Origin of the sequence: Candidatus Viridilinea mediisalina (genome assembly GCF_002532535.1) — a bacterium.
GTDB lineage: Bacteria > Chloroflexota > Chloroflexia > Chloroflexales > Chloroflexaceae > Viridilinea > Viridilinea mediisalina.
In genome coordinates, this window is record NZ_NQWI01000011.1 from 53545 (window position 1) to 78126 (window position 24582).

Consider the following 24582-nt stretch of genomic DNA (forward strand, 5'->3'; position numbering starts at 1 on the left):
GCCGAGACGGCCCAGCGGGTCGCCTACCGCCGCTACAAGCCCCCTGCACGGTTCAACCATGCGAGGCAGCGTTCGAGCGCAAAAACGTGGTGCCAAGGGCGCAGTGCGGGCAGCAGGGGGTGGTTGGTGCTTGGCAAGCGCACAAGCTCGACGGCGACGCCGCGTTGCCCCAGGCTGGTGTAGAGTTGTTCACCAGCGTAGTGGTTGCTGGTAGCCAGCACAAGGGTTGCTCTGGGCTTGGCCTTGAGGTGTAATTCAGGGGTGAGGTGCGGCTGCTGGCGACAATCGGCAATCAGAGGGTATGTAGGCTGCGTTTCAGCTACATGCACCACGTCGGGGCCACCAATAATAACGATGCGCTTGGGATCAATGAAGGGGTAGCTAGCACAGGCGGCTGCAACAAGCTCAAAGGCTGCTTGATGCGCTACACCCTCTCCACAGATCACTGCGTAGCCTTGGGCTGCGTAGGTTTGCCAGGCTGGCTTGAAGCTCGGCGGGTGCGGACGCAGATCTAGGATGGCGGGGTAGCGCTGCCCGCTGCAATAGCCCTGCGGGGGAATGACCCAGCCTTGGGTCTTGCTGTGGCTGAAGCGTAAGCAAGGGGCCAGCAGGAGTTCATTCAGCAGCCCCGCGTTGAGCGTCGTGAGCCGCTGGGCTGCCGTGTCGGCATGGAGCAGGTAGAGATCACCAGGGTTGAACTGGTCGGCTAGGAGTGCAATCAGTGCGTGTCCCGCTGTGTCATGACAGGCCGCAAGCATGATCTGATCACCAATGCTGGGCCAGGTGTAAGCTTGGGACGCTGCGACTGCTGGGGCTTGGCACGGGCTGATGCCATTTACGATTGTAGATTGCAGATTGCAGATTCCCGAACATGGCGTCTCAATGGGCGTTAGCGTTCTTGATAATGCGGCATCTTCCAAGGTAATTGGTATGATGCTCACCTTGGGCTCTCCGTGCAGCGTTACGACCACGCAATGGCTTGGCTGGCCCCATGACTGATGGGCCACCAGGGGTTGTTGCGTCACCAGAATATCGCGGGTGAAGCGCTCGTAGGGCGTCGCAGCAGGTGGGGGCGGCGGGTAGACCAGCGGTTGGAGGCTGATGCTCTGGCCTTCAGGTGACCATGTGGGCTGAACGACGCCACCCCGGATAGTTGTGAGTTGACGTGGCGTACCGCCGCTCGCCGGGATGGTGTAGAGTTGCGGGGCACTGCTGCGCGGTGTAGTGGCCACATAGGCCAGCGTTTGGCCATCGGGCGACCAGCGCGGCTGGGCGGCAACCAGCGGCGCAGCGGTGAGCGCCTGACTCGTGCCGCTGGTCAGCGAGGTAAGCATCAGTTGCGCTTGATAGCCATTGCGTTCCGCATCGGCCCAAGTGCGTACCCAGGCAAGCATCCTGCGATCAGGGGCCAATTGGGGATCGCTACAGGCTTGGAGCCGCAGGCAATCATGGGCCGTAAAGGGGCGACGCGAGCGAGGCATAGGGGCCTTTCGGCTGGTGAGCGAGCAGAGGTACGGAGGATTGAACCACAGAGGCACCGAGGGCACAGAGTTTTGATATATGAGGGCGGGCTATGGATGTTGCTTGCTGTACCACACACCTCACACCTCTCTGTGTTCTCGGTGCCTCTGAGGATTGAACCACAGAGGCACCGAGGGCACAGAGTTTTGATATATGAGGGCGGGCTATGGATGTTGCTTGCTGTAGCACACACCTCACACCTCTCTGTGTTCTCTGTGCCTCTGTGGTGAAACTCTCTGTATCTCTAAACTCTCTACCTGATCGGGCGTTGCCGCCCCCAGAGTTTGCGCCAACTCATTGGCGCACCGACGGCCTGACGCAGGATGAGACCACGCACGATCCAGCGCAACCATAGGATTTTCCACAGACTGATTGCAAAGAAGAGCGCATAGAGACGGTGGTAGTGTGTACGAAAGAAGCGCACTTTGCTGCGATAGAGCGCCTCGACCATGGCGACCTTGACCTGGCGGGTACTTTGGCCCCCGTAGTGCAGAATGCGCGCTGTGGGCAGATACCAGGCTTGCCAGCCCGCCCGCTGCATACGCAAGCACCAATCGGGCTCTTCGCTATACATAAAGTAGCCTTCGTCCATCAAGCCCACCTGATCCACGGCGGTGCGGCGGGCGAGCATACAGGCACCAGGGATGACCTGCACGGTGCGCACGATTTGGCTCTGTTGGGGCGGATAGCTCGGAAAACCGCGAAAGATCAGCCGTTCGCCTAGACCGCTCGCGCTGAGTAGTTCACTCCTCAAGGAGGGAAAATCGGCAAAGGAGTATTGGAACGAACCATCGGGGTTGAGCAGCAACCCGCCGACCAGCCCGGCTTGCGGTTGGTTATCGGCGAAGCGCACCAATTGCTCGATGCTGCCCGGATAGGCAATCGTATCGCTGTTGAGCAGCAGCACGTAGCGGCCACTACTGACCCGCATGGCTTGGTTGTTGGCGGCTGCAAAGCCAACGTTTTGCTGGTTGGCAATGATATGCACTGCCGGAAAGTGGTGCGCTACGGCCTCTACACTGCCATCGTGGGAGCCATTGTCTACCACCCAGATTTCGTGTTCGAGCTTGCCTACGGCAGCCGGAAGGGCCGCGAGGCAAGCGAGCAGCATGGTGCGCGTGTTCCAACTCACGATGATAATCGCGAGATCGAGTGGAATGTGGCTCATGAAACTTCCTTATGGACGCTCTCTTCAACCAATGCACAAAAATCGGCAGCGATAGTACGCCAATCGTAACGCGTGGCTACAGCCTGTTTTCCAGCCTGACTCAGGCGCTGGCGTAGCTCTACATCGTTGAGCAGAGTCAGGGTTGCTTGGGCAAACGCATGGGGGGTATCGGCCACCATCAGGTGTTCGCCCGCTTTCAGTTCTAGCCCCTCCATACCCTTGCGCGTACTCACCACAGGTGTACCGACGGCCAAAGCCTCAAGGATCTTGAGGCGCGTGCCACTCCCTTGGCGCAAGGGTACCACCTCAACGCTACTACGTGCAATCAGGGCGCGAATATCGGCCACGTAGCCAGTAAATTCAAGTCCCTCAGCCGATCCCAACGCCGCCCGCTGCTCATCGGTGTTGCGCCCAGTGATCCGCAGCTTCGTCTGCGGGCGCTCGCGCTGAATCAGGGGGAAGATGGCATGCAAAAAGAATTGTACCGCATCCAAATTGGCATGGTAGGCCAACGCCCCAGGGTAGATCAGCGTATCCGCATCAGGTTCATACTGGTACGCGCTGCTCCCGGCCACATCAGCCCCATTGGGCACCACCGCCACCCGCACCGGCTGCTCCCTCATGATCGCACGCACCAACTGCGCTTCATCGGATGACACCACCGTCACTGCTGCGAAGTCGCGCAGGGTTTGCCGTACATAACTTCGATGCTTGAGCGCAGTCAACAGATAGCGCAGGCGCTTATGGGGCGCACGGTGCAAGCGATACTGCTGGAGCATAAAGTTGAGTTCAAGATCTTCGAGGATGCGCGTGGTACGCTGCACCAGCCGGGCATAGGGTGCAACATCAATCTCAAGGGCCAGCACCGCATCAGGGCGCAGACGCGCCGCTGCACTGGTAACCGCTTGGGCAAACTGGGCGCTCCATGTGGCCCGCACCGAAGCGGGGGTACTCACCACCAGACTCTTGAGCCGGTCGGCGGTCGTGAGCGGTCGCCCAGGGCGCGCAAAGGCTTGCACTGAAGCGCACATACCATCCAGTTCAGCATGTTGAACACTCTCAGGCGGCCCTTGGCTAAAGGCAAGCAGATGCAGTTCATGGCGCACACTCAAGGCCCGCAGCAGGTGCATAATACGCATGCGCGAACCATTATCGGCAGGTTCGGGCCACCATGTAGAGAGGACGAGCAGGCGCATAGGGGCTCCTTTCGGAGGGTGGAGAGGGCACAGAGGACACAGAGAATTTCACCACAGAGGCACAGAGGGCACAGAGGGTTTTGTATTTAGGGATGGTTTCAGGAACACATTTTCAGATCTATATTCGTAGTGCCGACTTTAGTCGGCATCAGGGGATTGTCGGCGACCTTAGCCGACTAAAGTCGGCACTACCTAACAGCAACAAACATGTTTTCTGTTCCTCCGTTCCTCTGTTCCTCTGTTCTTCCGTTCCTCCGTTCCTCCGTTCATCTGTTCCTCATTCGCTCATAGGCCGCTAGGGTCTGCTGTGCTGTTTGCGGCCATGAGAATTGGGCGGCGCGGGCGTAGCCACGGGTACGTAGGCGTTCAGCGGTGGCCTGATCGCGTAGCACGCTGGTGATGTGCTGCGCGAAGGCGACTTCATCTTCGGCATCGGCGAGTAGCGCAGCATCTGCGACAACTTCGGGGATCGCGCCGCGATCCGAGGCAATCACTGGGGCACCGCAGCTCATCGCCTCAAGCAGCGGGATGCCGAAGCCTTCGATCCATGAAGGGAAGAGGAACGCTTCAGCCCCACTGAAGAGGGTCAGCAGGTCATCGCGGGGCGGGCGCAGCAGCAAGCGTGCAAACCCGGCCTGAACCGCCGTATCCACAGCGGGCCAAGGTTGCCTGCGGGCAAAAAAGACGAGCAGGTAGTTGGCGCGTAGCTCGGCAGGCAGATGCTGCCAGGCACGCACCAACACCGCCGGATTCTTAAGCCCATCGGCGAGCAGGTAGGGCCGCGTGATCCCGTGGCGCTCGCGCAGGGCCGCGTGGACGGAGGCGGCTTCGATGCGCCGCAGGTCGGGCGGAGGGGCGTGGTAGGTCACCGCGATGCGTTCCGGCGGGAAGCGGGGGGTGTAGCGCAGAATCTGCTGGCGCGCATACTGCGAGACGGTCAGGAGCCCGGCGGCTCGCCTAAGCGTCAGGCGACTCACGAAGTGCAGGTAGGTCATCATGGCCATCGTGCGCGGCTGTTTCGCGTGGCCACCCAGAATCGCGGGCAGCGGCATAATATTAATCTCATCGTGGAGCGTCACCACCCCCGCGACGCCTGGGGGCGCAAAGCCATAGTTGGCTGGAAAATGGGCCAGATCGAGCCGATCGGCGGCCATAGCCCAGCGCAAGAGCAGCAGATCATTGGCTACACTCGATAGCCCATTGCGGTAATCTAGGTAGCGCACCGCCACATGACGAGGCCACTGCTCAAGCTCTAACGCTGCCTTGCGATCGGCATAGAGGACAAATTCATGGTCACTTCCCATTTCCCACAACGCTGGAACAAGGTGCTTTACATAATAATGCACACCACCAACAAGCGCGTGGGAGAGGTAGCGAATATCGATACCGATACGCATAGAGAACCTTTGAGGGGTAGGGTAATTGGTATTGCAGCTTGGAGGCATTTCAGTGCATCCTGATGCCGCAAAACTATTTTCTATCTTCTCGTTTCTGTATCCTTTCCAAAGAGAAGTATACCACCTCCAATCAATGCTGGGGCTACACCCCAAAACCTGTTGTTAGCGCGAAAAAGCTCTGGGCCGCGCCGCTTGGCTTCGACAGGCTCAGCCAGCGGCGCGGTGGCTCGGTGGTTGAGCCTGCCGAAACCAGCCTGTCGAAGCCACCGCGAGGTCGCCTGCCAACCCAAGGCTTTTTCGCGCTAACAACCTGTTTTTTGTTCCGTGTTGGCGGCGAAGCCACCAACACGGAACAAAAAGAGTTTTTTTGGCATATCGGCCCCACTTAGGCCATAATGTCTCTGAGACTGGTTTCGGCTTCACAATTCAAAGCGTGGCGACTTTAGTCTGCTGCTATTTGCTCTTTCCTTACGAGGTACTTGCCTATGTCTACTCCTTCGCGCTCATCGGCTGAATCTGAATGGCGTGTTGCGGCTCTGCTCGTGGCCTTGATCCTGTTGCTCAGTATGAGTCTGGCGCTCTATGCCTACCTGAGTACCCCGCCTGATCGCGTCTTTACCGGGGTGTTCTACAATATTCCCGACCATAATCAGTATTTTGCGTGGATGCGCGATCTGCAGCATGAGCAGCTTGCTCCCAATCGGCTTACGCCTGAACCCAACGATCCCGCACTCTTCCATCTGCTCTGGCTGGTGGCTGGACGGGTTGGGGCGCTCTTTGATCTGAGCCACGCTGCTATTTTTGGCACCCTACGGGTCTTGGCGATCCTCTTTCTCTTCCCGGTTGCCTTTGCCTCAATCCACATTATGCAGCGCGATGCGCTTCAGCGTCGTTGGGCTATGCTGCTCTTTAGCTTCGGGGGCGGCTTGGGCGTTATCTGGGTCTTTGTGAAGTATTGGCAAGGTCTGCCCGATGTGCCCTTTCCCTTCGATCTCTACACCTCGGAACCCAATAGCTTCTTTATTGCCCTCGCCTTTCCCCACTTTGGAATTGCCCTCGCCCTCGTGCTGGCAGTGATTGGGCTGACGCTCTATGCCCAGCAGCGTCAACAATTGCGCTACGCTATGGCTGCGGGCTTTTTTGCAGCCCTCGTGGGCCTGCAACACGCCTATGATCTGCTTACGATCTATAGCGTGCTTGGGCTTTGGGGCCTGCTGATCTGGTGGCGTGACCGCAAATTCCCGCTCTTTCTGGGCAAAACAGCGCTGATTATTGCGGTCTGGAGCATCCCACCTGCCGCCTATCTGACCTACCTCGTGCTTACCGATCCGACCTGGGGCGGGAAGTTGGATCAGTTTGATAATGCGGGGGCATGGACTCCGCCACCGTTGCATTTGGCCATCTTGATGGGGGTGCCACTCTTTTTGGCGCTGCTGGCCTTCCGCCCACGCATGCTGCGTAGCCAGGATGATAGCGAAATCTTGGTAGGCATCTGGTTCCTTGCCCACTTTGTGCTGGCCTACCTGCCCGTGAAGTTCCAGATCCACCTGTTGCTCGGCTGGCAGTTGCCCATTGCTATCCTCGCCGCTCGGGCGCTCCAGACGCAACTTGGGCCTTGGTTGCGTGCCCGTATACCCAAACAGGCACCTGTTGTTTTTGCAACGGTTGTGGGCCTCTGTCTGATTACCAATGTCTATATCTTTGCCTGGCGCTTCTACGACCTGAGCCGCCACGATCATCCCTTCTATTTGAGCCAAGATGAGGTTGCTGCGCTCACATGGCTTGGTGAGCATACCAGTCGCACCGATGTGGTGCTTGGTACGCTTGAGATCAATCAGCATGTGCCGGTCTGGAGCGATGCTCACGCCTTTTTGGCCCACTGGGCTGGTACGCTCGATTTCTTTACGAAGAGCGCCCTGGCAGCAACCGTGCTTGATCCGGCAACCTCTGAGGATGAACGGCAGGCCGTCTTTGCCCGCTATGGGGTCAACTATGTGATTGTGCGTGAACAGGATGCCCCGCGTGAACAGTTGGCCAGCGTAGCCCCTTCGTTGCAACCGGTCTTTACTCAAGGTGCGGTCAGTATCTTTGCGGTTGAGGCCAGCGCCCAGTCGCCCGACGCGCTCACCGAGCTGAGTAGCGAACAGCGCGAGTTGCATTTTACTACCGATGATGGCACAATCCTCGTAGGAGCGTTGAACCTGCCCCATGTGGCCCCACCCCGCGCCCTCGTGGTGATTATTCACCACTCAGGGCCGGTAGATCGTGAGAGCTATGCCTACATGGCTGAACAACTCCTACCCGCAGGCTACGCGGTCTTCCGTTTCGACAAACGTGGCAATGGTGCCAGTGGCGGTACCTATGGCTGCTGTGAAGCCAGTGATGCCCTTGCAGCCTACGCCGCCGCCACCCAAGAGGCCGACATGGCCGGGTTGCCCGTCTTTATCGTGGCCCAAAGCATTGGCACCCAGTATCTCGCCGAAGATTTCGCCGCCTACCAAGCCATTCACCCCCCTCAAGCCGTCGCACTCCTCTCAAGCCTACTCAACCCCGAGGCGATCACCAACATCGCTGCGCCCGTGCATGTCATCGTAGCCGACAGTGAACCAGAGTTGCAGTCCATCGGCCCTGATGCAGTCGCCGCACATCAAGCCACCTGGCCCTACGGAGCCAGCCTGTATATCGCCGAGCAAGCCGAACATACCCTCTTCGACATCAGCGACGGCCCCATAGACTGGGACGATCCCGCGTGGGCGACGCGCTTCCATCGCGGCGCTATGGCGAGCCTGTTGGCATGGATGGAGGAGCAGGTGGATGGGTAGAACGGGGGAACAGAGGAACAGGGGAACAGGGGAACGGGCAGAACAGGGGAATGGGCAGAACAGGAGAACAGGGGAACAGGGGAACAGGTGAGGGCCATCCATGGCATCCCAAAGTCCTATAACATGCCGCTAGGTAGTGCCGACGTTAGGGAAGCGGATGTTGTTGATTGCCCCGTTGCGTTGCCACCCTGAGAGGCCGTAGGTAGTGCCGACTTTAGTCGGCTTCCCATCGCTGCCAAAGACCTCAGCCGACTAAAGTCGGCACTACGATGACCGCCCATGGACTATTTAGCATGACAGGCTGCTGGGGTAATTAAAAATTTCTGCTTCCCTTAGTCGGCTGAGGTCGCCGACACCCCCCGGATGCCAACTAAAGTCGGCACTACGACGGTAAAGCTGAAACCCCTTCAAATGGTTCACGCTTTCGGCTATCGCATTTTCGCCCACCCTACGGAGGAACTCATGGCCCCAACGTTGTCCAAATGGATCAAGTTCGTGCCCATTGTCGTTGTGCTGGTTGCATTGATGCTGATTGCCTATACACTGCAATCAGGTGTCCGTGCAACAACGCCTACCAGCCCTCCAGAGGAGGGCATACCAACTGCTGTACCTGCAACAAGTGGCTCAGGTGCCGAGCTTACCTCTGGCTCTGAGCAGGTCTTTTTGCCCCTTGTGGTGGCCGCAGGTACGGTGACACCCATCCCACCCACAGCGACGCCCACGCGCGTTGGGGATGTCCCGCCCACAGTGACGCCCACGCGCGTTGGGGATGTTCCGCCCACAGCGACACCCACCAGGGTGCCAGCGGCTACGGCTACCCCCTCCGCAACGCCAACTGCGCCCGATCCGGGGCCAGTGACGACAGGCTGGCATCAGTTGGGCGGCAATCCGCAGCGCACCCACTTTGTTGAGGCGGAACTGCCCGCTCCCACTGGTGGCATGGAGCAGCGCAACCGCGATTGGCGTCTGCTCTGGATCTGGAATGGCCCAACCGAGAGTGGCGGGCCTAGTGCCAACCATGTGCGCCTGCCCGATAGTGTGGCCCCGGTGATTGGCGCGGGGCGGCTCTATTTCGGTGATCGTGAAGGCAATGTGCGGGCGATCAGTGCGACCAATGGGAGCGAGGTTTGGGTCCAGAATGTGGGCGGGCGCATCCTTGATGTCGGTGCCTACGATCCCGTCACCCAAGCGGTCTATTTCGCCTCGACCAACGGGCAACTCGTGAAGTTGCGTGCCGATAATGGGGCCATCCTGGGCCAATTGGATACGGGCAGTGCCATTGAGGGTGCTGTGCTACTGGTGGGCGAACGGGCCTATGTGGGCAACGCCGCTGGCCGCCTGATTGCAGTCAATCTGAGCGATATGAGCCAAGCCTGGAGCTACAACGCGGGCGCACCGCTCTACGCATCTTCGGCCTATAGCGCCGCCCAAGGCGGGCTGATCATCTTCCCCTCAGAAGATAGCTACGTCCATGCCGTGCGTGTTGCCGACGGGAGCCGCGCCTGGCGCTCCCAGGTCAACTCCTCGCCCCGCCCGGAGCGCCCCACTCGCCCCGAACGGCGCTTCCCCGATGTCTACCCGGTCGTCGCCGAAGCGGCGGGCGTGGTGATCGTGCGCTCCCACTTTAACTGGTATCTCACCTGGACACCCGACGGAGGCGCCTATTCGGATCAGGAGCAGACGCGCCAGTACATTGCCCAAAACCCGCGCTATGAGTCCTTCTTTGTCCTCGACCTTGCGACAGGCCAGCCGCGCTTTACGCCGCCGCTACTCGGCGGGGCTATGGGCAACGGCTCATACTACTACTCCGCGCCGCCAGCCGCAGTGGTACGCCGCCTGCCCGACGGCAGCGACGTGGCCTATCTGCTTTGGCGCAACCGCGATGTCTGCCGCCTTTCGGCGGCCCACTGCGATGGGCGCGAAGATACGACCTTTGGGGAGATGGATCTGAACACGGGGCGCATTCGTTTCATCCAGGATTACAAGAACGAAGGCACCATCCGCTTCCCCACCGATGAGCAGGGGCCATTGACCATGGTGGGCAATGTCCTCTTCCACGGTCACTGGATGTCGCTCGGCTCGATTCGCATCCCGGATCGGAGCATTGGCGGGGATCGTTACGAGAACCCCATTCCCAGCCAAGAGTACCTTTCGGTAAGCAACACAATGGCGGCACACCAATGCAGCCGACGCATCGCGGATGAACGCTTCTGCCCCGAGGGTCACAACCCGCCCGGCGATGGCTACTGGCTCGATCCCGGCTTCTACCTCTACGCCCATGATCGTAACGTCTACGACATGTTCTGGCACCCGCCGGTACGCGGGCCAATCTTTGACGGCGGGGTACTCTACTGGCGCAGCAGCGACGGAGCGATTGTGGCGCTTGCGCCGCGCTAAAATTCCGTTGCGGTTTGGCGGCAAGGCCGCCAAACCGCAACGGAATCTGGTTCCACTGCTGCGAGCGGCGAGGGTTGAAAACCCTCGCCGCTCGTTTTACTCGACCGGTTCCTTATCGATCTTGAAGGCGCAGGTTTCAGCACCTTGGCCCATGCAGGTACACTGTTCAACAATGAAGCGTTTACCCGCACTCGCCCACGCAGTCGACTCTTCGAGAATCCCACGCGCCAAGAAGAAGTTCGGGGCGGGATCGCGTCCGAGGCAGTTTGAACACTGCGTAATGTGGTACATGAAGTGACCCTTATCCTCTTTAATATGCGGGTTAAGGTCGGTAAACCGATCAAAAACCTGAGTCACCGCATTCAGGATAATCTTCAACTTCATCGAGGGCGGCATCAACTTCATAGCGAGGTCAGAGACACTCAACAGGGGGCCAAACTCACGCAGGCCCAAGTTGAACGCGACCCGTCCGGCGCGCATTTCGAGGCCGCGAGCGCCACGCGGTCCATACATCGTGTGCAGTGCTTGCGATGTGGCAGCCTGAGCCTCAAAGGGGTAGCTGCGCTTAAAATCGCTTGGTGGGTAGGCTTCAATGTACTCTGGCAGACCGGCTAGGCGCAGCACAGCCTTTACGCCATTGGCACCCATCACCTCTTCGAGCGAGAGGCAATAGAGGTGGCCGATCTTATTCATGTAGGTCAGGCCGCGAAAATCTTCGATGCTGCTCATGTCCGTGCCTGCTCCTCAATCAAGCCGGGCCACTGCCCGGACGCTGAGTCCTCTGTACGATACTACAACGTTTCGCAAAATTTTGCCATCCCATGCTGCCAGTTTTCTCAACATTGTGGGGATGGTTTGGCTCGACATCTTCACGCCCTTGCCTCCTTGCGCCGTTGTGCCCCGTTGCCATACTACCACAATCATCAACCACCTTGGCGGAGTTTACGGGCCCACCCCGCCTCGAGTTTTCCTACATCTACTACAATACCACAGACCACCAGATAGGTTTCAGCCGCAGCGCCAGCGATACGCTGATTGGCCCATCCTAACAGGTCACGATAGCTCCGTCCCAAGGGGTAGGTCGGCACGATGCCCATGCCTACTTCGTTGCTTACCACAATCAAACGTAGCTTGCGGGCCCAAACGGTAGCAAGGAGCGCATGAATTTCCTTCTCCACCATTGGTTCAGGATCAGCTTCATACGCTAAGAGGAGGTTCGTCACCAGCAGTGAGAGGCAATCAAGCAAGACAACCGTGCCTGCTGGCTGTTCACCCAACACGGACGCGACCGCCAATGGTTCTTCACGGGTAGTCCATGTGCTCGGACGACGGGCCTGATGGCGAGCAATACGCTCACGCATTTCGTCGTCACGCGCTTCAGCCGTAGCAAGATAGAGTACTGGGCCACCGAGATCGGCAGCATACTGTTCAGCCCACATACTCTTGCCACTGCGCACACCACCTGTGAAGAAGGTTACCACACCTACACCTTATCAGCGACTCCAGCTTCACCAAAGGTTGCCATCTCATCCAAGACCTTACATGCCGCTTGACAGAGCGAGAAACCCAAGACCGCGCCAGTGCCTTCACCAAGGCGCAGATTGAGATCGAGTAGCGGTTCGAGATCAAGCTGACCAAAGATCGCTTGGTGGCCCCGTTCAACCGAGCGATGGGCGGCGATCAAGTAGGGTTGCAGGCTTGGCGTAACGGTACAGGCAATCAGAGCGGCTGCACCAGAAATAAAGCCATCAACCACCACCGGCACGCGCCGTGCCGCTGCGCCGATCATCACCCCGGCTAGTCCTCCAAGTTCAAAGCCGCCAACTTTCGCCAAGACATCCAGACCATCGTGGCGATCAGGTTGGTGCAACTCCAAGGCAGCACTGATCAGTGCTATTTTACGCTGTAAGCCCTGATTGTCCAATCCGGTACCACGCCCCGTCACCTCCGCCACTGGCTGGCCGCTGATTGCAGCCACAATCGCGCTAGAGGCCGTGGTATTGCCAATCCCCATATCGCCAGTAGCTATGAGATCGATGCCACTATCAATCAACTCATTGGCCACCGTGATCCCGGTTTCGAGTGCGGCTTTGGCCTGTTCACGGCTCATTGCGGCAGTCTGGCTAAAGTCGTTGGTACCATAGCCCAGCTTATGCACCCGTAGATCGGCATGGGGCGGTAAATCACTGGCCACCCCCATGTCTACAACCACGACCTGAGACCCAACGTGGCGGGCCAATACATTGATCGCCGCACCGCCATGGAGAAAGTTGAGCACCATTTGGGGCGTCACTTCCATCGGAAAGGCACTCACCCCTTGGCGTGCAATGCCGTGATCAGCGGCCATGACGACTACCGCAGGGTTCGACAAGCGTGGACGGGATTGACCAGTAATAGCGGCAATCTGGAGCGCCAACTGCTCAAGGCGACCGAGCGAACCTTGTGGTTTGGTCAATTGATCTTGGCGGGCACGCGCTGCTTCAAGCGCGTTCTGATCGAGTGGGCCAATTTGGGCGATGGTGGTAGCCAATAGACTCATGGTTGCTCCTCAGGCTCAATGTCTACAATATGAGCTTCAAAGATATTCATAGCAGCACGCACAAGCTCATCCTGACGGGCTTCGCGGATCTGCCCACGCAGATCGCGTTCGCGTGTTTCGGCGCGATCTTCAATCGTACAACGCATGGCGTAGGTTGCACCCAGGTAGCGTTTTAATACCTGTTCAATAATACGCCGATTCTGCGGTTTTTCAAGGTTATCTTTGTGAAAAGGCGAGGTGGCCAATAAGACAACCGTATGGCCCTCAACATCAATTGGACGCGCCCCATGCAACAATGCCTGTACGGAGGGGCTATGTGGGCGCACATCGCGCTTAATATCTTCCCAATGGTTTTCGAGCCGCTCGAGCATCGAGAAGTCGGCATTGGCTGCGGCGGCCAATGCGGCGGAGCGTGGCGGCAATGCTGGTGGCGCACTACGCTGCGCTGCTCCTGGTGTTGCCACTTGCTCGGCGAGGTCTTCACTCTCAGCAGGTGGCGCTGGGGCTTCAGATGGGCTTGTTGCTGCTGGTGCCGTGATTTCCTGCTGCGCTGCACTAGGTGCAGGGGGTGGGGCGACCGGCTCTTTTGGCGGCTGTGGGCGGGGCTGGACAGGCGCAGCAGCAGGTGGGGGCGGCGCTGTTGTACGGGTTGGGCGTGCGGGCAATGGCGGGGGCGGGCTGGGGGGCGTAGCCCGCACAGGTGCCGCTCCAACCTGTGCAGGTAGGCTCGTCACCAGAGCTTCAACCACCGCCAACTCTAGCGGCAGGTGGCCATAGGGACTCGTGCGGAGTTGGTAGTCCAACCCACTGAAGAGTTTAATCCAATGGAGCAGGCGGGGAACTTCAGCCTGAGTCGCCCAGGTTGCAAGCAACTCCTGCTCATCGTCACCCAACTCAGCGCGGGCATGATCGCCTCCAGCCATCAGCAACAGCAGGCTACGCAACCGTTCAACCAGATCACGGGTAAACTGACGCACATCAGCCCCTTGGTCGGCCACGCCCCCCACCGCCCGTAGGGCAGCGGCGGTATCGTTCGCCAGCAGCGCCTCAATCAACGCAAAGACTTCGGCGGCAGCGGTCATCCCCAAGAGGCTATGCACCTGTTCGAGCGTAATCGTTCCGCTCGCAAACGATGCCAACTGCTCAAGCACACTCAGCGCATCACGCATACTTCCGGTGGCCGCCCGGGCAATTGCTTCTGGTGCGCCCTCAGCCAGACTCAAGCCCTCGGACTCCGCGATGCGGCGCAGATGGGCCGCCGTGCTGGCCACCCCATGGCGTGTAAAGGTGAAACGCTGGCAGCGCGAGAGAATCGTAGCCGGAACCTTATGCACCTCGGTGGTGGCCATAATAAAAATGGCATGATCGGGCGGCTCCTCCAGCGTCTTGAGCAACGCATTGAAGGCTGCGGTCGAGAGCATATGGGCTTCGTCAATCACATAGACCTTGGAGCGCAGCTCGGCAGGGCGAAACTGGACACGCTCGATCAACTCGCGCGCATCCTCAACCGAGGTGTTCGAGGCGGCATCCATCTCGATCACATCCACCGCCCGCCCTTCGGCGACGGACGTACAGGCGGTACAGTTACCACAGGGGCGTTGGGCCGCATCCGTCGCAAGGCAATTGACCGCCTTGGCCAACAACCGCGCCATACTGGTCTTGCCCACCCCGCGCGGCCCAGTGAAGAGGTAGGCATGGGCCACACGCTCTTCCATGATCGCATTCCGCAGCGTCTGCACGACGTGCTCTTGGCCAACCAACTCGGCAAAGGTCTGCGAGCGCCATTTGCGGTAGAGCGATTGTGAAGCCATACGCGATCATTCAACCCGTTGCAATGGTCTATGGAACAAATTATACCACTGAATTGTCATTGTTCTGGTTTGCTAACTATGGTACAGTGGTACGTAACAGTTGGGGCTATGCCCCATAGATATTACGTTTAGGGCTGGCGCCCTAAAACCCGCTCTTGGGGCTGCGCCCCAAACCCCACACTCCTATGGCACAACGTAGTCTCTTTTGGCCCTTCAGCATTGTGATCATCATGGTTGGTATGATACTCATGGTACTGAATGGCGCACCAACCCAATCAATGACTGCTCAGAGCATGACTTGTCCCTATCCAGGCATCTCGGATGTGGACTGTTTTGCAACCCAAACGGCGCAGGCGCAGCCGAATAATCCCTATCCAAGCCCGTCGCCCACCGCAAGCAATACCCCTACCAATACGCCTGTTTCGGCAGCGGCTGTACCACCGCAACAGGCGGTAGCGACAGCAACAGCAACAGGAACTCCAACCGCAACAGCAACCAATGGGGCGAACACTGCAACGCCAACGCCAACATCGAGCCCCACGCTTACTGCAACCAATGGCGCTGATACGAACAATGGCGCTGATGCGGCTGATGCGCCAACGCCTACGCCCACCAGCATAGACGATCTCGCGCCGCTCATCTGCCAACCAGGGGCTACCGTGAATATCAGCGGTATAACCGAACCCAACACCGCTCTGCTCGCCTTCTTCGACCAGCGACCCGTTGGTGGCTCCTTCTCACGCAGCGACGGTTCATACACCATTGCCCTCCGCATCGGCCCCGAACGACCTGGCATCTACCCAATTGAGGTGCGCGAACGCCATGGGTTGGAACTGGTTCAACGGCTTACCTGCGAAGTCCCCGGACTGGCCGCCACGACGCCTACGGCGACGGTGGTGGTACGCGGGCCGTAGAGGTAGAGGTACAGAGGATTGAACCACAGAGACACAGAGAGGTTTGAGGTAGAGGTACAGAGGATTGAACCACAGAGGCACAGAGAACACAGAGAGGTTTGAGGTAGGGCAATCGTCTGTCTGATTGCCTGCCATTTCCATTCCCTCCGTTCCTTCTTCCTTCTCCCTTCTCTCAGTGCCCTCTCTCTATGCCCTCTGTGCCTCTGTGGTGAATATCTCTGGAACTCTGTTCTTTCTCTCTCTTCAGGATCACTTTCTCACGCGTGACCTGCTCAAGCAACGCTATGTCCACCTCGATGCCACTGCCTGGGCGATCTAACACCGCGAGTGTGCTATCGGGGTTGAGGCGAAACGGCGTCTGCACAAGATCACGCGCAAAGTAGCGCTCGCTGGCGCTGATGTCGCCCGGTAGGCTGAAGTTGGGCAGGCTCGCTAGGGCGACATTGACCGCCCGACCAATGCCGGTTTCGAGCATACCACCGCACCAGACTGGCATACCGGCGGTGGCGGCAAGATCGTGAATCTGGCGTGCCGCATGTAACCCGCCGACGCGGCTGGGCTTGATGTTGATCACCCCACAGGCGCGTAGTTCCACGGCCCAACGGGCATGCTCAGGTGAGACAATGCTCTCATCAAGGCAAATGGGGGTGTTGATCTGGCGTTGCAACTTGGCGTGATCAACAATATCGTCATGGGCCAATGGTTGCTCGATCAACAGCAGATCGTAGGCATCCAAATGAGCCAAATGGCTTGCATCAGCAAGTGTATAGATGCTGTTGGCATCAACCTGGAGGCGCAGGTCGGGCCATGTTTCACGCACGAGCCGTGTTGGTTCTAAATCCCAGCCCGGCTTGATCTTGAGCTTGACGCGCTGGTAGCCCGCTTGGATATAGCCGTCAACCACTTGGAGGAGTGTATCCAAATCGGGTTGCACGCCAACACTGACCCCCACTTCAACCCGTTGGCGCGTTCCGCCAAGCATGGTGCTGAGGCTCTGGCCCTGTATACGCCCAAAGAGATCCCAGACCGCAAACTCAAAGCCCGCTTTGGCCATACGGTTGCCACGTACATGCGCATAGAGCGTCGCAACATCTTCAGGGCCAGTCAGTTCATGCGCTAACAGCATGGGGGCCAAATGTTCACACGCCATCACCCAGGCGGTCGCCTGGGTCTCTTCGTTATACCAAGGGCCACTGCTCACTGGCGCTTCGCCCCAGCCTTCGTACCCTTCGGCCTGCACACGCACGATGATGGCATGGTTGGCCACCTCACGCCAGCCACTCGTCTCAAAAGGAGTAATGAAGGGCAGTTCGATTTTACGGAGTTCAACGGATTGAATGTGCATTACATTATACCATTTCAGATTGTAGATTGTAGATTGCCGAACGTGGCGTGCCATTGGTCTTAGCTCGTCAGCACATGGGGTAGAAAGATACGGGCCATTGGTGCCAAGCTAATCTCAAAGAGCGTCGGCCACCATTTGCCCGTCACGAAGAGCCGGTCGTTGATTGGATCGTAGGCGATCCCGTTGAGCACTTCGGGGCGACCACCGGGTGGTAGGAGCGTGCGGAGTTCACTCAGGTCAATGTAGGCTTGCACACGCCCGCTGGCTGGATCAATGCGCGCCATCAGGTCGCTCTGCCAGAGGTTGGCATAGAGTTCGCCCTTGATATACTCCAGTTCATTGAGGCGCGTAAGCGGGCCATTGGCGTCGTGTACTTCGATCTGGCTGATGATCGCCAACTCATTATTGGCACTAGTTGCGAGCGGATCGACGCGGTAGATCGTCGCCGTACCATCGCTCATGAACAACTGGCTGCCATCATCCGTGAGGCCCCAGCCCTCACGTGGGAATTGGCGACCATTCGGGGGGTAGCGAAACTGGGCTTGGAGTGTAAAGGTTGCGCGGTCGTAGATCAGGCCAAAACCGCTCTGCCAGGTCAATTGGAAGAGTTGTTCGCCAATCAGCGCCAGCCCCTCGGCAAAGTGGGCTTGTGTGCCAGGGGCTGGCGGCATAAGTTCATTGAGCAGCACCTGGCGGCGTACCGTGCCAGTTGTTAGATCAACCTCACGTAACGAAGAATCCTCCCAATAGCCCGTACTCTCGTACAGGGTATCCTCAGCAGCATAGAGCAGACCCTGGGTATAGGCAGTGGGATCATGGGGGTAGTGAGCCACCACATGGAAGGCTTGCAACGGCGCACCCACCGGGCGCAACTGATTGCCAACCCCTGGAACCATGGGCAGGGTTGGCGTAGCCGTGGGCAGGGGATGCGTAGCGGTAGGCAGCGCCAGCGTAGGCGTAGGCATGCGCCGCGTCGCCGTTGGCAGCGGGCTTGGTGGCAGCACCTGCTCAGCCAGCGGCGTTGCCGGAGCAACCGGCGTAGCCGTACAGCTTATGATCAGCAGCAGGGGCAGGAGCAGGAGGAGAAACCGTCGCATAAGGTGTTAGGGAAGCAGAAATTGTTACGTATCCCAGCAGCCTGTCATGCTGAATAGTACATATTCGCAGGCATCGTAGTGCCGACTTTAGTCGGCTGAGGTCTTTGGCAGCGATGGGAGCCGACTAAAGTCGGCACTACCTACGGCGCAAACAGGAACGTTCCTACAAACCTTCTCCCAGGGTGGCAACGCAACGGGGCAAACAACAACATCCGCTTCCCTTATACTCGCAACCCATAGGCTGCTGCTGTCTCACGCAGAGCGTGGACCAATTCAATCGAAGCCTCAATCTCATCGCGGTGGATCGAGACACTTTCGATATTCACGCCCAACGGCAGATGTTCAGCGATGCCCTGATCCAAAATAGAGCGCAGATTAGCGCAGCAGATCTGGATAGAACGGCTAAAAGGGGCTGGATCGTCAAGAATCGCCCGTTCGGTAGCGGGACTAATGGCGACACCGAGCCACTTAACAAACTCCATGGTCTTTTGGCGGCCACAAGGCGAAAAGGTGAGGACAATGCGGTGGGGCTGAACACCCATCTGAGCACACGTCGTGCGATAGTCATGCAGCAGGCGCTGGGTGGGTTCCGCCTCATAGATCACCTGGGAGATGAAATAACGGCAGCCGTGAGCCGCCTTATTGAGCAGACGCTGGCTCTCATCGCAACCAGGCGCGTGGCGTTCAGCGATCATCACCCCACCCAGGGTAGGGCCACCAACCTGGGCTGCTGCGAGATCAAAAGCGCGATCAATTGCCAATGCTTCAGGCGGCGGATTGGGGGTTGCCGCGCCGACCAAAGAGAGGCAGGCAACCTGATAGTCCACCAGCGTCTCATTGAGCCATGCCAGCCACTCCGTCTCACTAAAGTTCACCACACACTTGTAGGTCACCGCCTCAAGGCCGGTCAAGCGATGCAGCAACGTCGCATAGGCACGCGGATCGCCAGTAGGGATAAAAGGAAAGGGGCGCGGCTCACTCGTGCGCTCACGCTCATCCTGCACATCATAGACCACCAAGCCATCCAGGTGTAAGCCTTGCAAGCGTTCAGCCAAGCGCTCGGCGGCAAGTTGCACCCGTTCAGGTGGCGCATCGGCACGCGGCGGCGTCGTTCCATAGAGCGTAACGAAATGGTCAGAATTGATCAGCCGGGCACGAAGAGTTTGGGGGTTGGACATAGGTTTTCTGGGGAGACAGGAAGAGAACAGGAGAACAGGAGAACAGAGGATTAATTTACAATTCAAAATAGATTTGAGAAATGCGATCAGAAATATTACCAAAAGTTTCCCAATTTACCATTCCTTCCTCATTAAGTATTTGACAACTCGTTCCATGCTCAAAAAGTTGCACTGACACATTTGATTTTTTGATAAAAGCATCTGTTGTTTGCAAGAAGAATTTATCAATAATACGGTTCGTATCTTCAACATGGAGCAAATAATGAAGCTAATGTGTATGCAGTCCATGTTTTTCCGGCATTGTTTGGGCCAACAAAAATGGTGAGTGGTTTAAGTTCAATCTCTGCTGCGCTTACAGAGCCAAGATTTTGAATGATGGCTTTCACGACTATTTCCTAGCTTCTAGCATTTATACCAATTACCCTTGAATATGTCGCATACTCAAGAACGCGAAAACCCATTGGGACGCCATGTTCGGCAATCTACAATCTACAATCTACAATCTGAAATGGCATTATACCACCATTTGCCGTAGCTCTGCTTTGTCCGTGCAAACTATGGACAAAAGTATGTGCAAGGGGTATACTGCATCTATGCAAGAGAACACCTATCGCCACCTCATGGAGGAGTTCGTCGTCGTGAACGCCGCGCCGGAGCGGGTTGAGGCGGTGATGACTGAACATGATCGCATGGTACGTTGGATTTCGCGCTCGGTTCAATTTACCCCGTTGGATGGTTGGCACTTTGAGCAGGGTGCCCGTTGGCGCTTGACGCTCACGGGCTTAGGGCGGCTTATGGAGGCCCATTATAGCGTCTATGAGCGACGGCCTGGCTTGATTCTTTGGGCCTTTCGGGGCTTTTGGGAAGGCTTTGATGCCTGGCATTGGATGCAGCATGGTAATGACCAGACGCTCATTCAGAATCGGATCGAGTACAATATCTGCATCCCTGGCCTCAGCCTGGTCTGGCCACTCACGATTGGGCCTCTGATGGATTGGGATGCGCAGGTGCAGATGCAGCGGCTTAAGCAGGTTTGTGAAGAGAGGTAGGTTTGTTATGGCACGTCCCTTTATTCCTATGACGGGCCAGTGGCGGCGCGAATTTGTGCGCCCCCGTGGCCCTGCACATGTGCCCGAGGTGGGTACGCTCGCCCCCGATTTTACGCTGCCCTATGCGCAGATGATCAGTGGCCCAGAGGGGCCGCAGATCGAGTATGGCCGTACCCTAACCCTGAGTGCGCTACGCGGGCGTCCGGTGGTGCTGAATCTGACGCGGATTGTCAGTGATCGCTTCTTCTGACCGCACTGCGCGCCGCAGCTGGATGCTTTGCGGGAAGCTTACCATGAGTTTGAGGCACGCCAAGTACATCTGTTGGTGGTGAGTAGCACTGAGCTTGAGATGACGAGCTATGTCGCTGAGACGCTCCGCGCCCCCTTCCCGGTCTTGAGCGATGCGGAGTGGTCGGTCTTCTACAGCTATGGGATGGGTTCTGGCTTTGGGGTGCCGCTGCCAGGCAGTTTTGTGATCGATAGCAGCGGGATCATTCGCTGGAGTTGGGTTGCGCCCTTCTCGGTGGTCTTTACGCCACCAAGCCCTGAAGCGTTGCTGGAACAGGTTGCGTTCGTTGGATAAAGCATCTTGCAAAGGGGTTCGGGGAGGGCAAAGCCCTCCCCGAAAATCCCTCCCACAATGGAGAAGTGTGAGCAGGTATCGCAGTATTGCAGAAAGCCACATGGTATAATCTGAGCAAGCCCCCGGTTGGGGTGCGGGGGCGGCGTAGCCTCCCCTCTCTGCCGGAAGGCGTAACGTACAAGCATCCCTAACTGGCGAAGGCTTTGTTGTGATCATTCAGGAACTGCTCACGCCGGGCACACTGGTACACGGTGCCTCTGAACAATACTCCGTGCTGAACCTGATTGGCCGCGGCGGCATGGGCGCGGTCTATCGGGTTCGTCGTGCTAGTGATCAGACCATGTGGGCGCTCAAGGAGATGCGGCCCCAGGGTGAGTTGACGACCGAAGAGTTGGTGGAGAGCCGCCAACTCTTTGAACGTGAAGCCCTGTTGCTGAAATCGCTCCAGCATCCTAGTCTGCCGGTGGTGATTGAACTCTTCGATCACGAGGGCCGCCCGACGATGGTGATGGAGTTTGTGCCCGGGCAGACGCTTGAGGATCGTATGCGCGATGCGAATGCGCCGCTGCTCAAGTCGGATGCCCTTGGGTATGCGATTCAGCTCTGCCGCGTTTTGCACTACCTGCATACCCAAAGCCCGCCGATTATCTACCGCGATCTGAAGCCGTCGAACATTATGGTCACCCCGGAAGGCCAGTTGAAGTTGATTGATTTTGGGGTGGCGCGAACCCACAAGCAGGGCAAGGCGAAGGATACGATTGCTATGGGCTCGGCGGGCTATGCGCCGCCAGAGCAGTATGGCCGTGGTCAGACCGATGCGCGTAGTGACATCTATGCCTTGGGGGCAACCCTGCTGCATCTCTTGACCAACCTACCGCCGGTGCCGCTCCAGACGCCACAGGAGGGCTCGGTGATCAAGTTGAATCCTTCGGTGGATCAGCGCACCGAGGCGGTGATCATTCGGGCGATGGATTTGAGCCGTGAGCAGCGTTTCGCCAGTGGCGCCGAGATGGAGCAGGCGCTCCAGGCATGTTTGGATAGCCCCTATGTGCCGCCTGCGCCGCGTCCGGTGATGGTTACGCCCCACGCAGCACCACCTGCTGCCCCCCCGCCCGCTGCCGCCCCTCCGCGTCCGCAGCAGGCCCAACCGCAGCGCCAACCGCAGCAACCGCAGCCCCAAGCGCCGCCGCCGCGTCCGGCAGAGACGAACCCGCCGTGCCACCAGTGTGGGCGTGTCAATAAACCCCAGGCGCGCTTCTGTGCTACCTGTGGCACCCCACTGAGCGGCCCGCCTGCGGCCAAAATCGTGGTACGCTCGCCCCATCGTACCTGGGAGTTGAACCTGAGTAAGCAGCCAGTCCGCATCGGACGGCGCGACCCCCGCCAGAACCATTATCCCGAAGTGGATTTGGCTGAACACGACCGGGGTATCGCTTCGCGCCACCACGCGACCATTCAGCGTGATGGTGACTTTTACACCGTCACCGATCTGGGCAGTACCAACGGAACCCTGCTCAATGGTATCCTAATCACCCCGCGCTCGCCCCGGCGCCTGCGCCAAGGCGATCAGATTAAAATCGGTGAGGTTGAGATAGAATTCCGTTGGAGTTAGGTTGACCCATCATGACAGTTCGTGCGCTTATTCTCCGTGCCCCCGGCATCAACCGTGATCGTGATGCCGCGTTGGCCTGTACGCTTGCTGGTGCCGTTGCTGAACGGGTTCATGTGAATCACATTGCTCGCAAGCGCGTGAAGCTTGCCGATTATGGTATGCTCATCATTCCGGGGGGCTTCTCCTATGGCGATCATTTGGGGGCGGGCAAGCTCCTGGCGGTAGATTTAGCCCATCGCTTGGGTGAGCAACTGCAACGCTTTGTGGCCGATGGGCGTCCGGTGATCGGCATCTGCAATGGCTTCCAGGTTTTGGTCAAAGCGGGCCTGCTACCGGGCTGGGAGGGTCATAGTGAGCCAGCCCTCACCCTGACCCATAACACCTCGGCGCACTTTGAGTGTCGCTGGGTGCGGCTTGAGGCCGATCCTGGCAGCACCTGTCACTTTACGCAGGGCCTTGCTGCTCCACTTGAGATCCCTGTGGCCCACGGCGAGGGGCGGATTGCGCTGCGGGGCGAAACCGATCTGGCTGAACTCTTGGCCCGTGGGTTGGTAGCCCTGCGTTACTACGCCGAACCCGGTGTGCCTGTAGGCTACCCGGCCAACCCGAATGGTTCGACCGACAACATCGCTGGCGTCTGCAACGAACAAGGCAACGTCTTGGGCCTCATGCCCCACCCAGAGAACGCCATTTTACCCCAACAGCATCCCCGCTGGACCCGCGAACCCTGGCGCGATGATGGCGACGGCTTGATTATCTTTCGCAATGCGGTACGCTATGCGGTGAGTCTGTAGGGGCTACGCTCTTACACCTCTCTTTTTTCTTTGACGGAGAGGGAGTGCGAGGGAACCTGGTTCCCTCGCACTCCCTAGCTACACATAAAGAAAAAAGTTCTTTGGGGGATACTGCGCATCCCCTGAACTGCCGTATCCTAAATCCTCTTTCCTAAATCCTCTTTCCTACGCATGATTCTTTACCCACCTGACGATCCCTATCTGGTCAACTTTACGCTTTTTGGTCTGCCGATTGCTGTACGCTGGTACGGTGTTTTGATCATGAGTGGGGCGCTGATTGCGGCCTATCTGGCTTCAGGGCGGGCGCTGCGGCGCGGCTATGACCCTGAGCATGTTTGGAATCAGTTGATGCTTGGCTTGATCCTGGGTATCGCTGGGGCGCGCATCTACTATGTCATCTTTGAGTGGGAGCGTTTTGCCCATAATTGGTGGAGTATTCCCAATCTGACGACGGGCGGTTTGGCGATTCATGGGGGCTTTTTGGGCGCGTTGCTCTCGGTGCTGATCTATACTCGCTGGCAGAAGTTGCCCTTTTGGGATTGGGTTGATGTCTGTATTCCTGGTTTTTTGCTAGGGCAAGCGATTGGGCGTTGGGGCAATTTCTTCAACCAAGAGGCCTATGGACGCCCGACCGAGTTACCCTTTGGCCTACAGATCGATCCGGCCTTCCGTTTGCCGCCCTACACCGATATGCAGCAGTATCCCATTGATACGCTCTTTCATGCCACCTTTCTCTATGAATCGCTCTGGAACTTCATGGGGGTGGCGTTGCTCTTGTTGGCCGACCGGCGTTTTGGCCATGGTGCGCCCCCCGGGCAGCGGCGCTTACGCCCCGGTGATCTGCTCTTCCTCTATGCTATCATCTATTCAGCCGGGCGCTTCTGGATCGAAGGGTTGCGCCTCGATAGCCTCTACCTCGGCCCGCTGCGCATGGCTCAGGTGATCAGTTTGATCTTTATTGCGATCGGGGTGGTGGCGCTCGTGATCAACCAGCGACGGCGTATGACCAATCACCCTTGAACACGCCGCATGATCAAGAAGACGAACGCCCATTGAGATGCCATGTTCGGCAATCTCCAATCTCCAATCTCCAATCTCCAATCTCCAATCTCCAATCTGCAATCTGCAATCTGCAATCTGCAATCTGCAATCTGCAATC

General features: G+C 58.1%; 21 protein-coding genes and 1 pseudogene. 10 read left to right on the forward strand and 12 right to left on the reverse strand.

Annotated features, from left to right (window positions below; translation table 11 throughout):
- Nucleotides 1-32: 32 nt before the first annotated feature.
- The 4 genes from CJ255_RS04120 to CJ255_RS04135 all read right to left on the reverse strand — a co-directional run bounded on the left by CJ255_RS04120 (nucleotide 33) and on the right by CJ255_RS04135 (nucleotide 5282).
- A complete protein-coding gene (locus tag CJ255_RS04120) occupies nucleotides 33-1481 on the reverse strand; it encodes a S9 family peptidase (protein ID WP_097642824.1) in 1449 nt (482 codons plus the stop codon).
- Nucleotides 1482-1774: 293 nt separating this feature from the next.
- Nucleotides 1775-2689, reverse strand: coding sequence for a glycosyltransferase family 2 protein (locus CJ255_RS04125; protein WP_097642825.1), 915 nt, complete (start codon nucleotides 2687-2689; stop codon nucleotides 1775-1777).
- Complete coding sequence (locus tag CJ255_RS04130; protein WP_097642826.1) at nucleotides 2686-3885, reverse strand: glycosyltransferase family 4 protein; 1200 nt, start codon at nucleotides 3883-3885, stop codon at nucleotides 2686-2688. Before CJ255_RS04130 ends, CJ255_RS04125 begins: the two co-directional genes overlap by 4 nt.
- A gap of 266 nt (nucleotides 3886-4151) precedes the next feature.
- Entirely contained in the window at nucleotides 4152-5282 is a 1131-nt protein-coding gene (locus CJ255_RS04135; protein WP_097642827.1) for a glycosyltransferase family 4 protein, read from the reverse strand.
- Nucleotides 5283-5320: 38 nt separating this feature from the next.
- Here CJ255_RS04135 and CJ255_RS22455 point away from each other — a divergent pair, with 38 nt between their 5' ends.
- From CJ255_RS22455 to CJ255_RS04145, 3 genes are all read left to right on the forward strand, one after another.
- Complete coding sequence (locus CJ255_RS22455; protein ID WP_124681807.1) at nucleotides 5321-5671, forward strand: hypothetical protein; 351 nt, start codon at nucleotides 5321-5323, stop codon at nucleotides 5669-5671.
- A 96-nt stretch (nucleotides 5672-5767) separates the two neighbouring features.
- The gene (locus CJ255_RS24310; RefSeq protein ID WP_245863172.1) at nucleotides 5768-8104 is read left to right on the forward strand and encodes a serine aminopeptidase domain-containing protein; all 2337 of its coding nucleotides are present in this window, start codon (nucleotides 5768-5770) and stop codon (nucleotides 8102-8104) included.
- Between the two features lie 462 nt (nucleotides 8105-8566).
- Entirely contained in the window at nucleotides 8567-10501 is a 1935-nt protein-coding gene (locus tag CJ255_RS04145; RefSeq protein ID WP_097642828.1) for an outer membrane protein assembly factor BamB family protein, read from the forward strand.
- 96 nt (nucleotides 10502-10597) lie between these two features.
- On the opposite strand, the gene CJ255_RS04150 is transcribed toward CJ255_RS04145, so the two are convergent.
- From CJ255_RS04150 to dnaX, 4 genes are all read right to left on the reverse strand, one after another.
- Nucleotides 10598-11230, reverse strand: coding sequence for a 4-vinyl reductase (locus tag CJ255_RS04150; RefSeq protein ID WP_097642829.1), 633 nt, complete (start codon nucleotides 11228-11230; stop codon nucleotides 10598-10600).
- 194 nt (nucleotides 11231-11424) lie between these two features.
- Complete coding sequence (gene cobU, locus CJ255_RS04160) at nucleotides 11425-11982, reverse strand: bifunctional adenosylcobinamide kinase/adenosylcobinamide-phosphate guanylyltransferase (RefSeq protein WP_097642831.1); 558 nt, start codon at nucleotides 11980-11982, stop codon at nucleotides 11425-11427.
- 2 nt (nucleotides 11983-11984) lie between these two features.
- On the reverse strand, nucleotides 11985-13040 hold the full coding sequence (cobT, locus tag CJ255_RS04165; protein ID WP_097642832.1) for a nicotinate-nucleotide--dimethylbenzimidazole phosphoribosyltransferase: 1056 nt from the start codon (nucleotides 13038-13040) through the stop codon (nucleotides 11985-11987).
- Entirely contained in the window at nucleotides 13037-14851 is a 1815-nt protein-coding gene (gene dnaX / locus CJ255_RS04170) for a DNA polymerase III subunit gamma/tau (RefSeq protein WP_097642833.1), read from the reverse strand. The genes cobT and dnaX overlap by 4 nt, the downstream gene beginning before the upstream one ends.
- A 185-nt stretch (nucleotides 14852-15036) precedes the next feature.
- Between dnaX and CJ255_RS24065 the strand changes: the two genes are divergently transcribed.
- A complete protein-coding gene (locus CJ255_RS24065) occupies nucleotides 15037-15765 on the forward strand; it encodes a hypothetical protein (RefSeq protein WP_097642834.1) in 729 nt (242 codons plus the stop codon).
- Nucleotides 15766-15937: 172 nt separating this feature from the next.
- Here CJ255_RS24065 and menC read toward each other — a convergent pair whose 3' ends face one another.
- The 4 genes from menC to CJ255_RS22460 all read right to left on the reverse strand — a co-directional run bounded on the left by menC (nucleotide 15938) and on the right by CJ255_RS22460 (nucleotide 19771).
- Complete coding sequence (gene menC / locus CJ255_RS04180) at nucleotides 15938-17110, reverse strand: o-succinylbenzoate synthase (RefSeq protein WP_097642835.1); 1173 nt, start codon at nucleotides 17108-17110, stop codon at nucleotides 15938-15940.
- A 59-nt stretch (nucleotides 17111-17169) separates the two neighbouring features.
- Nucleotides 17170-18207: a glutaminyl-peptide cyclotransferase gene (locus tag CJ255_RS04185; protein ID WP_097642836.1), complete on the reverse strand. Its 1038-nt coding sequence runs from the start codon at nucleotides 18205-18207 to the stop codon at nucleotides 17170-17172.
- Between the two features lie 221 nt (nucleotides 18208-18428).
- Nucleotides 18429-19385: a hypothetical protein gene (locus CJ255_RS04190; RefSeq protein WP_097642837.1), complete on the reverse strand. Its 957-nt coding sequence runs from the start codon at nucleotides 19383-19385 to the stop codon at nucleotides 18429-18431.
- A gap of 245 nt (nucleotides 19386-19630) precedes the next feature.
- Nucleotides 19631-19771 (reverse strand): AAA family ATPase, encoded by a 141-nt coding sequence (locus CJ255_RS22460; protein ID WP_165774562.1) that lies wholly within the window; start codon nucleotides 19769-19771, stop codon nucleotides 19631-19633.
- 207 nt (nucleotides 19772-19978) lie between these two features.
- Between CJ255_RS22460 and CJ255_RS04195 the strand changes: the two genes are divergently transcribed.
- From CJ255_RS04195 to lgt, 6 genes and pseudogenes are all read left to right on the forward strand, one after another.
- Nucleotides 19979-20434: an SRPBCC family protein gene (locus CJ255_RS04195; protein ID WP_097642838.1), complete on the forward strand. Its 456-nt coding sequence runs from the start codon at nucleotides 19979-19981 to the stop codon at nucleotides 20432-20434.
- Between the two features lie 7 nt (nucleotides 20435-20441).
- Complete coding sequence (locus CJ255_RS24315; protein ID WP_245863173.1) at nucleotides 20442-20684, forward strand: hypothetical protein; 243 nt, start codon at nucleotides 20442-20444, stop codon at nucleotides 20682-20684.
- A 12-nt stretch (nucleotides 20685-20696) separates the two neighbouring features.
- Nucleotides 20697-21017: pseudogene (locus CJ255_RS24320) on the forward strand (peroxiredoxin family protein); the annotation flags it as partial.
- Nucleotides 21018-21225: 208 nt separating this feature from the next.
- Nucleotides 21226-22629 carry a protein kinase domain-containing protein gene (locus tag CJ255_RS04205; RefSeq protein WP_245863176.1) on the forward strand — a complete coding sequence of 468 codons (1404 nt, stop codon included), beginning with the start codon at nucleotides 21226-21228 and terminating at the stop codon, nucleotides 22627-22629.
- Nucleotides 22630-22640: 11 nt separating this feature from the next.
- Nucleotides 22641-23423: a phosphoribosylformylglycinamidine synthase I gene (gene purQ / locus CJ255_RS04210; RefSeq protein WP_097642840.1), complete on the forward strand. Its 783-nt coding sequence runs from the start codon at nucleotides 22641-22643 to the stop codon at nucleotides 23421-23423.
- 171 nt (nucleotides 23424-23594) lie between these two features.
- Complete coding sequence (gene lgt, locus CJ255_RS04215; protein WP_097642841.1) at nucleotides 23595-24443, forward strand: prolipoprotein diacylglyceryl transferase; 849 nt, start codon at nucleotides 23595-23597, stop codon at nucleotides 24441-24443.
- The last annotated feature ends 139 nt before the right edge of the window (nucleotides 24444-24582 follow it).

Bases quoted from the DNA above. Each gene is read 5' to 3' on its own strand.
- CJ255_RS04120 (WP_097642824.1), bottom strand. From the start codon at position 1,481: ATGCCTCGCTCGCGTCGCCCCTTTACGGCCCATGATTGCCTGCGGCTC.
- CJ255_RS04125 (WP_097642825.1), bottom strand. From the start codon at position 2,689: ATGAGCCACATTCCACTCGATCTCGCGATTATCATCGTGAGTTGGAAC.
- CJ255_RS04130 (WP_097642826.1), bottom strand. From the start codon at position 3,885: ATGCGCCTGCTCGTCCTCTCTACATGGTGGCCCGAACCTGCCGATAAT.
- CJ255_RS04135 (WP_097642827.1), bottom strand. From the start codon at position 5,282: ATGCGTATCGGTATCGATATTCGCTACCTCTCCCACGCGCTTGTTGGT.
- CJ255_RS24310 (WP_245863172.1), top strand. From the start codon at position 5,768: ATGTCTACTCCTTCGCGCTCATCGGCTGAATCTGAATGGCGTGTTGCG.
- CJ255_RS04145 (WP_097642828.1), top strand. From the start codon at position 8,567: ATGGCCCCAACGTTGTCCAAATGGATCAAGTTCGTGCCCATTGTCGTT.
- CJ255_RS04150 (WP_097642829.1), bottom strand. From the start codon at position 11,230: ATGAGCAGCATCGAAGATTTTCGCGGCCTGACCTACATGAATAAGATC.
- cobT (WP_097642832.1), bottom strand. From the start codon at position 13,040: ATGAGTCTATTGGCTACCACCATCGCCCAAATTGGCCCACTCGATCAG.
- dnaX (WP_097642833.1), bottom strand. From the start codon at position 14,851: ATGGCTTCACAATCGCTCTACCGCAAATGGCGCTCGCAGACCTTTGCC.
- CJ255_RS24065 (WP_097642834.1), top strand. From the start codon at position 15,037: ATGGCACAACGTAGTCTCTTTTGGCCCTTCAGCATTGTGATCATCATG.
- menC (WP_097642835.1), bottom strand. From the start codon at position 17,110: ATGCACATTCAATCCGTTGAACTCCGTAAAATCGAACTGCCCTTCATT.
- CJ255_RS04185 (WP_097642836.1), bottom strand. From the start codon at position 18,207: ATGCGACGGTTTCTCCTCCTGCTCCTGCCCCTGCTGCTGATCATAAGC.
- CJ255_RS04190 (WP_097642837.1), bottom strand. From the start codon at position 19,385: ATGTCCAACCCCCAAACTCTTCGTGCCCGGCTGATCAATTCTGACCAT.
- CJ255_RS04195 (WP_097642838.1), top strand. From the start codon at position 19,979: ATGCAAGAGAACACCTATCGCCACCTCATGGAGGAGTTCGTCGTCGTG.
- CJ255_RS24315 (WP_245863173.1), top strand. From the start codon at position 20,442: ATGGCACGTCCCTTTATTCCTATGACGGGCCAGTGGCGGCGCGAATTT.
- purQ (WP_097642840.1), top strand. From the start codon at position 22,641: ATGACAGTTCGTGCGCTTATTCTCCGTGCCCCCGGCATCAACCGTGAT.
- lgt (WP_097642841.1), top strand. From the start codon at position 23,595: ATGATTCTTTACCCACCTGACGATCCCTATCTGGTCAACTTTACGCTT.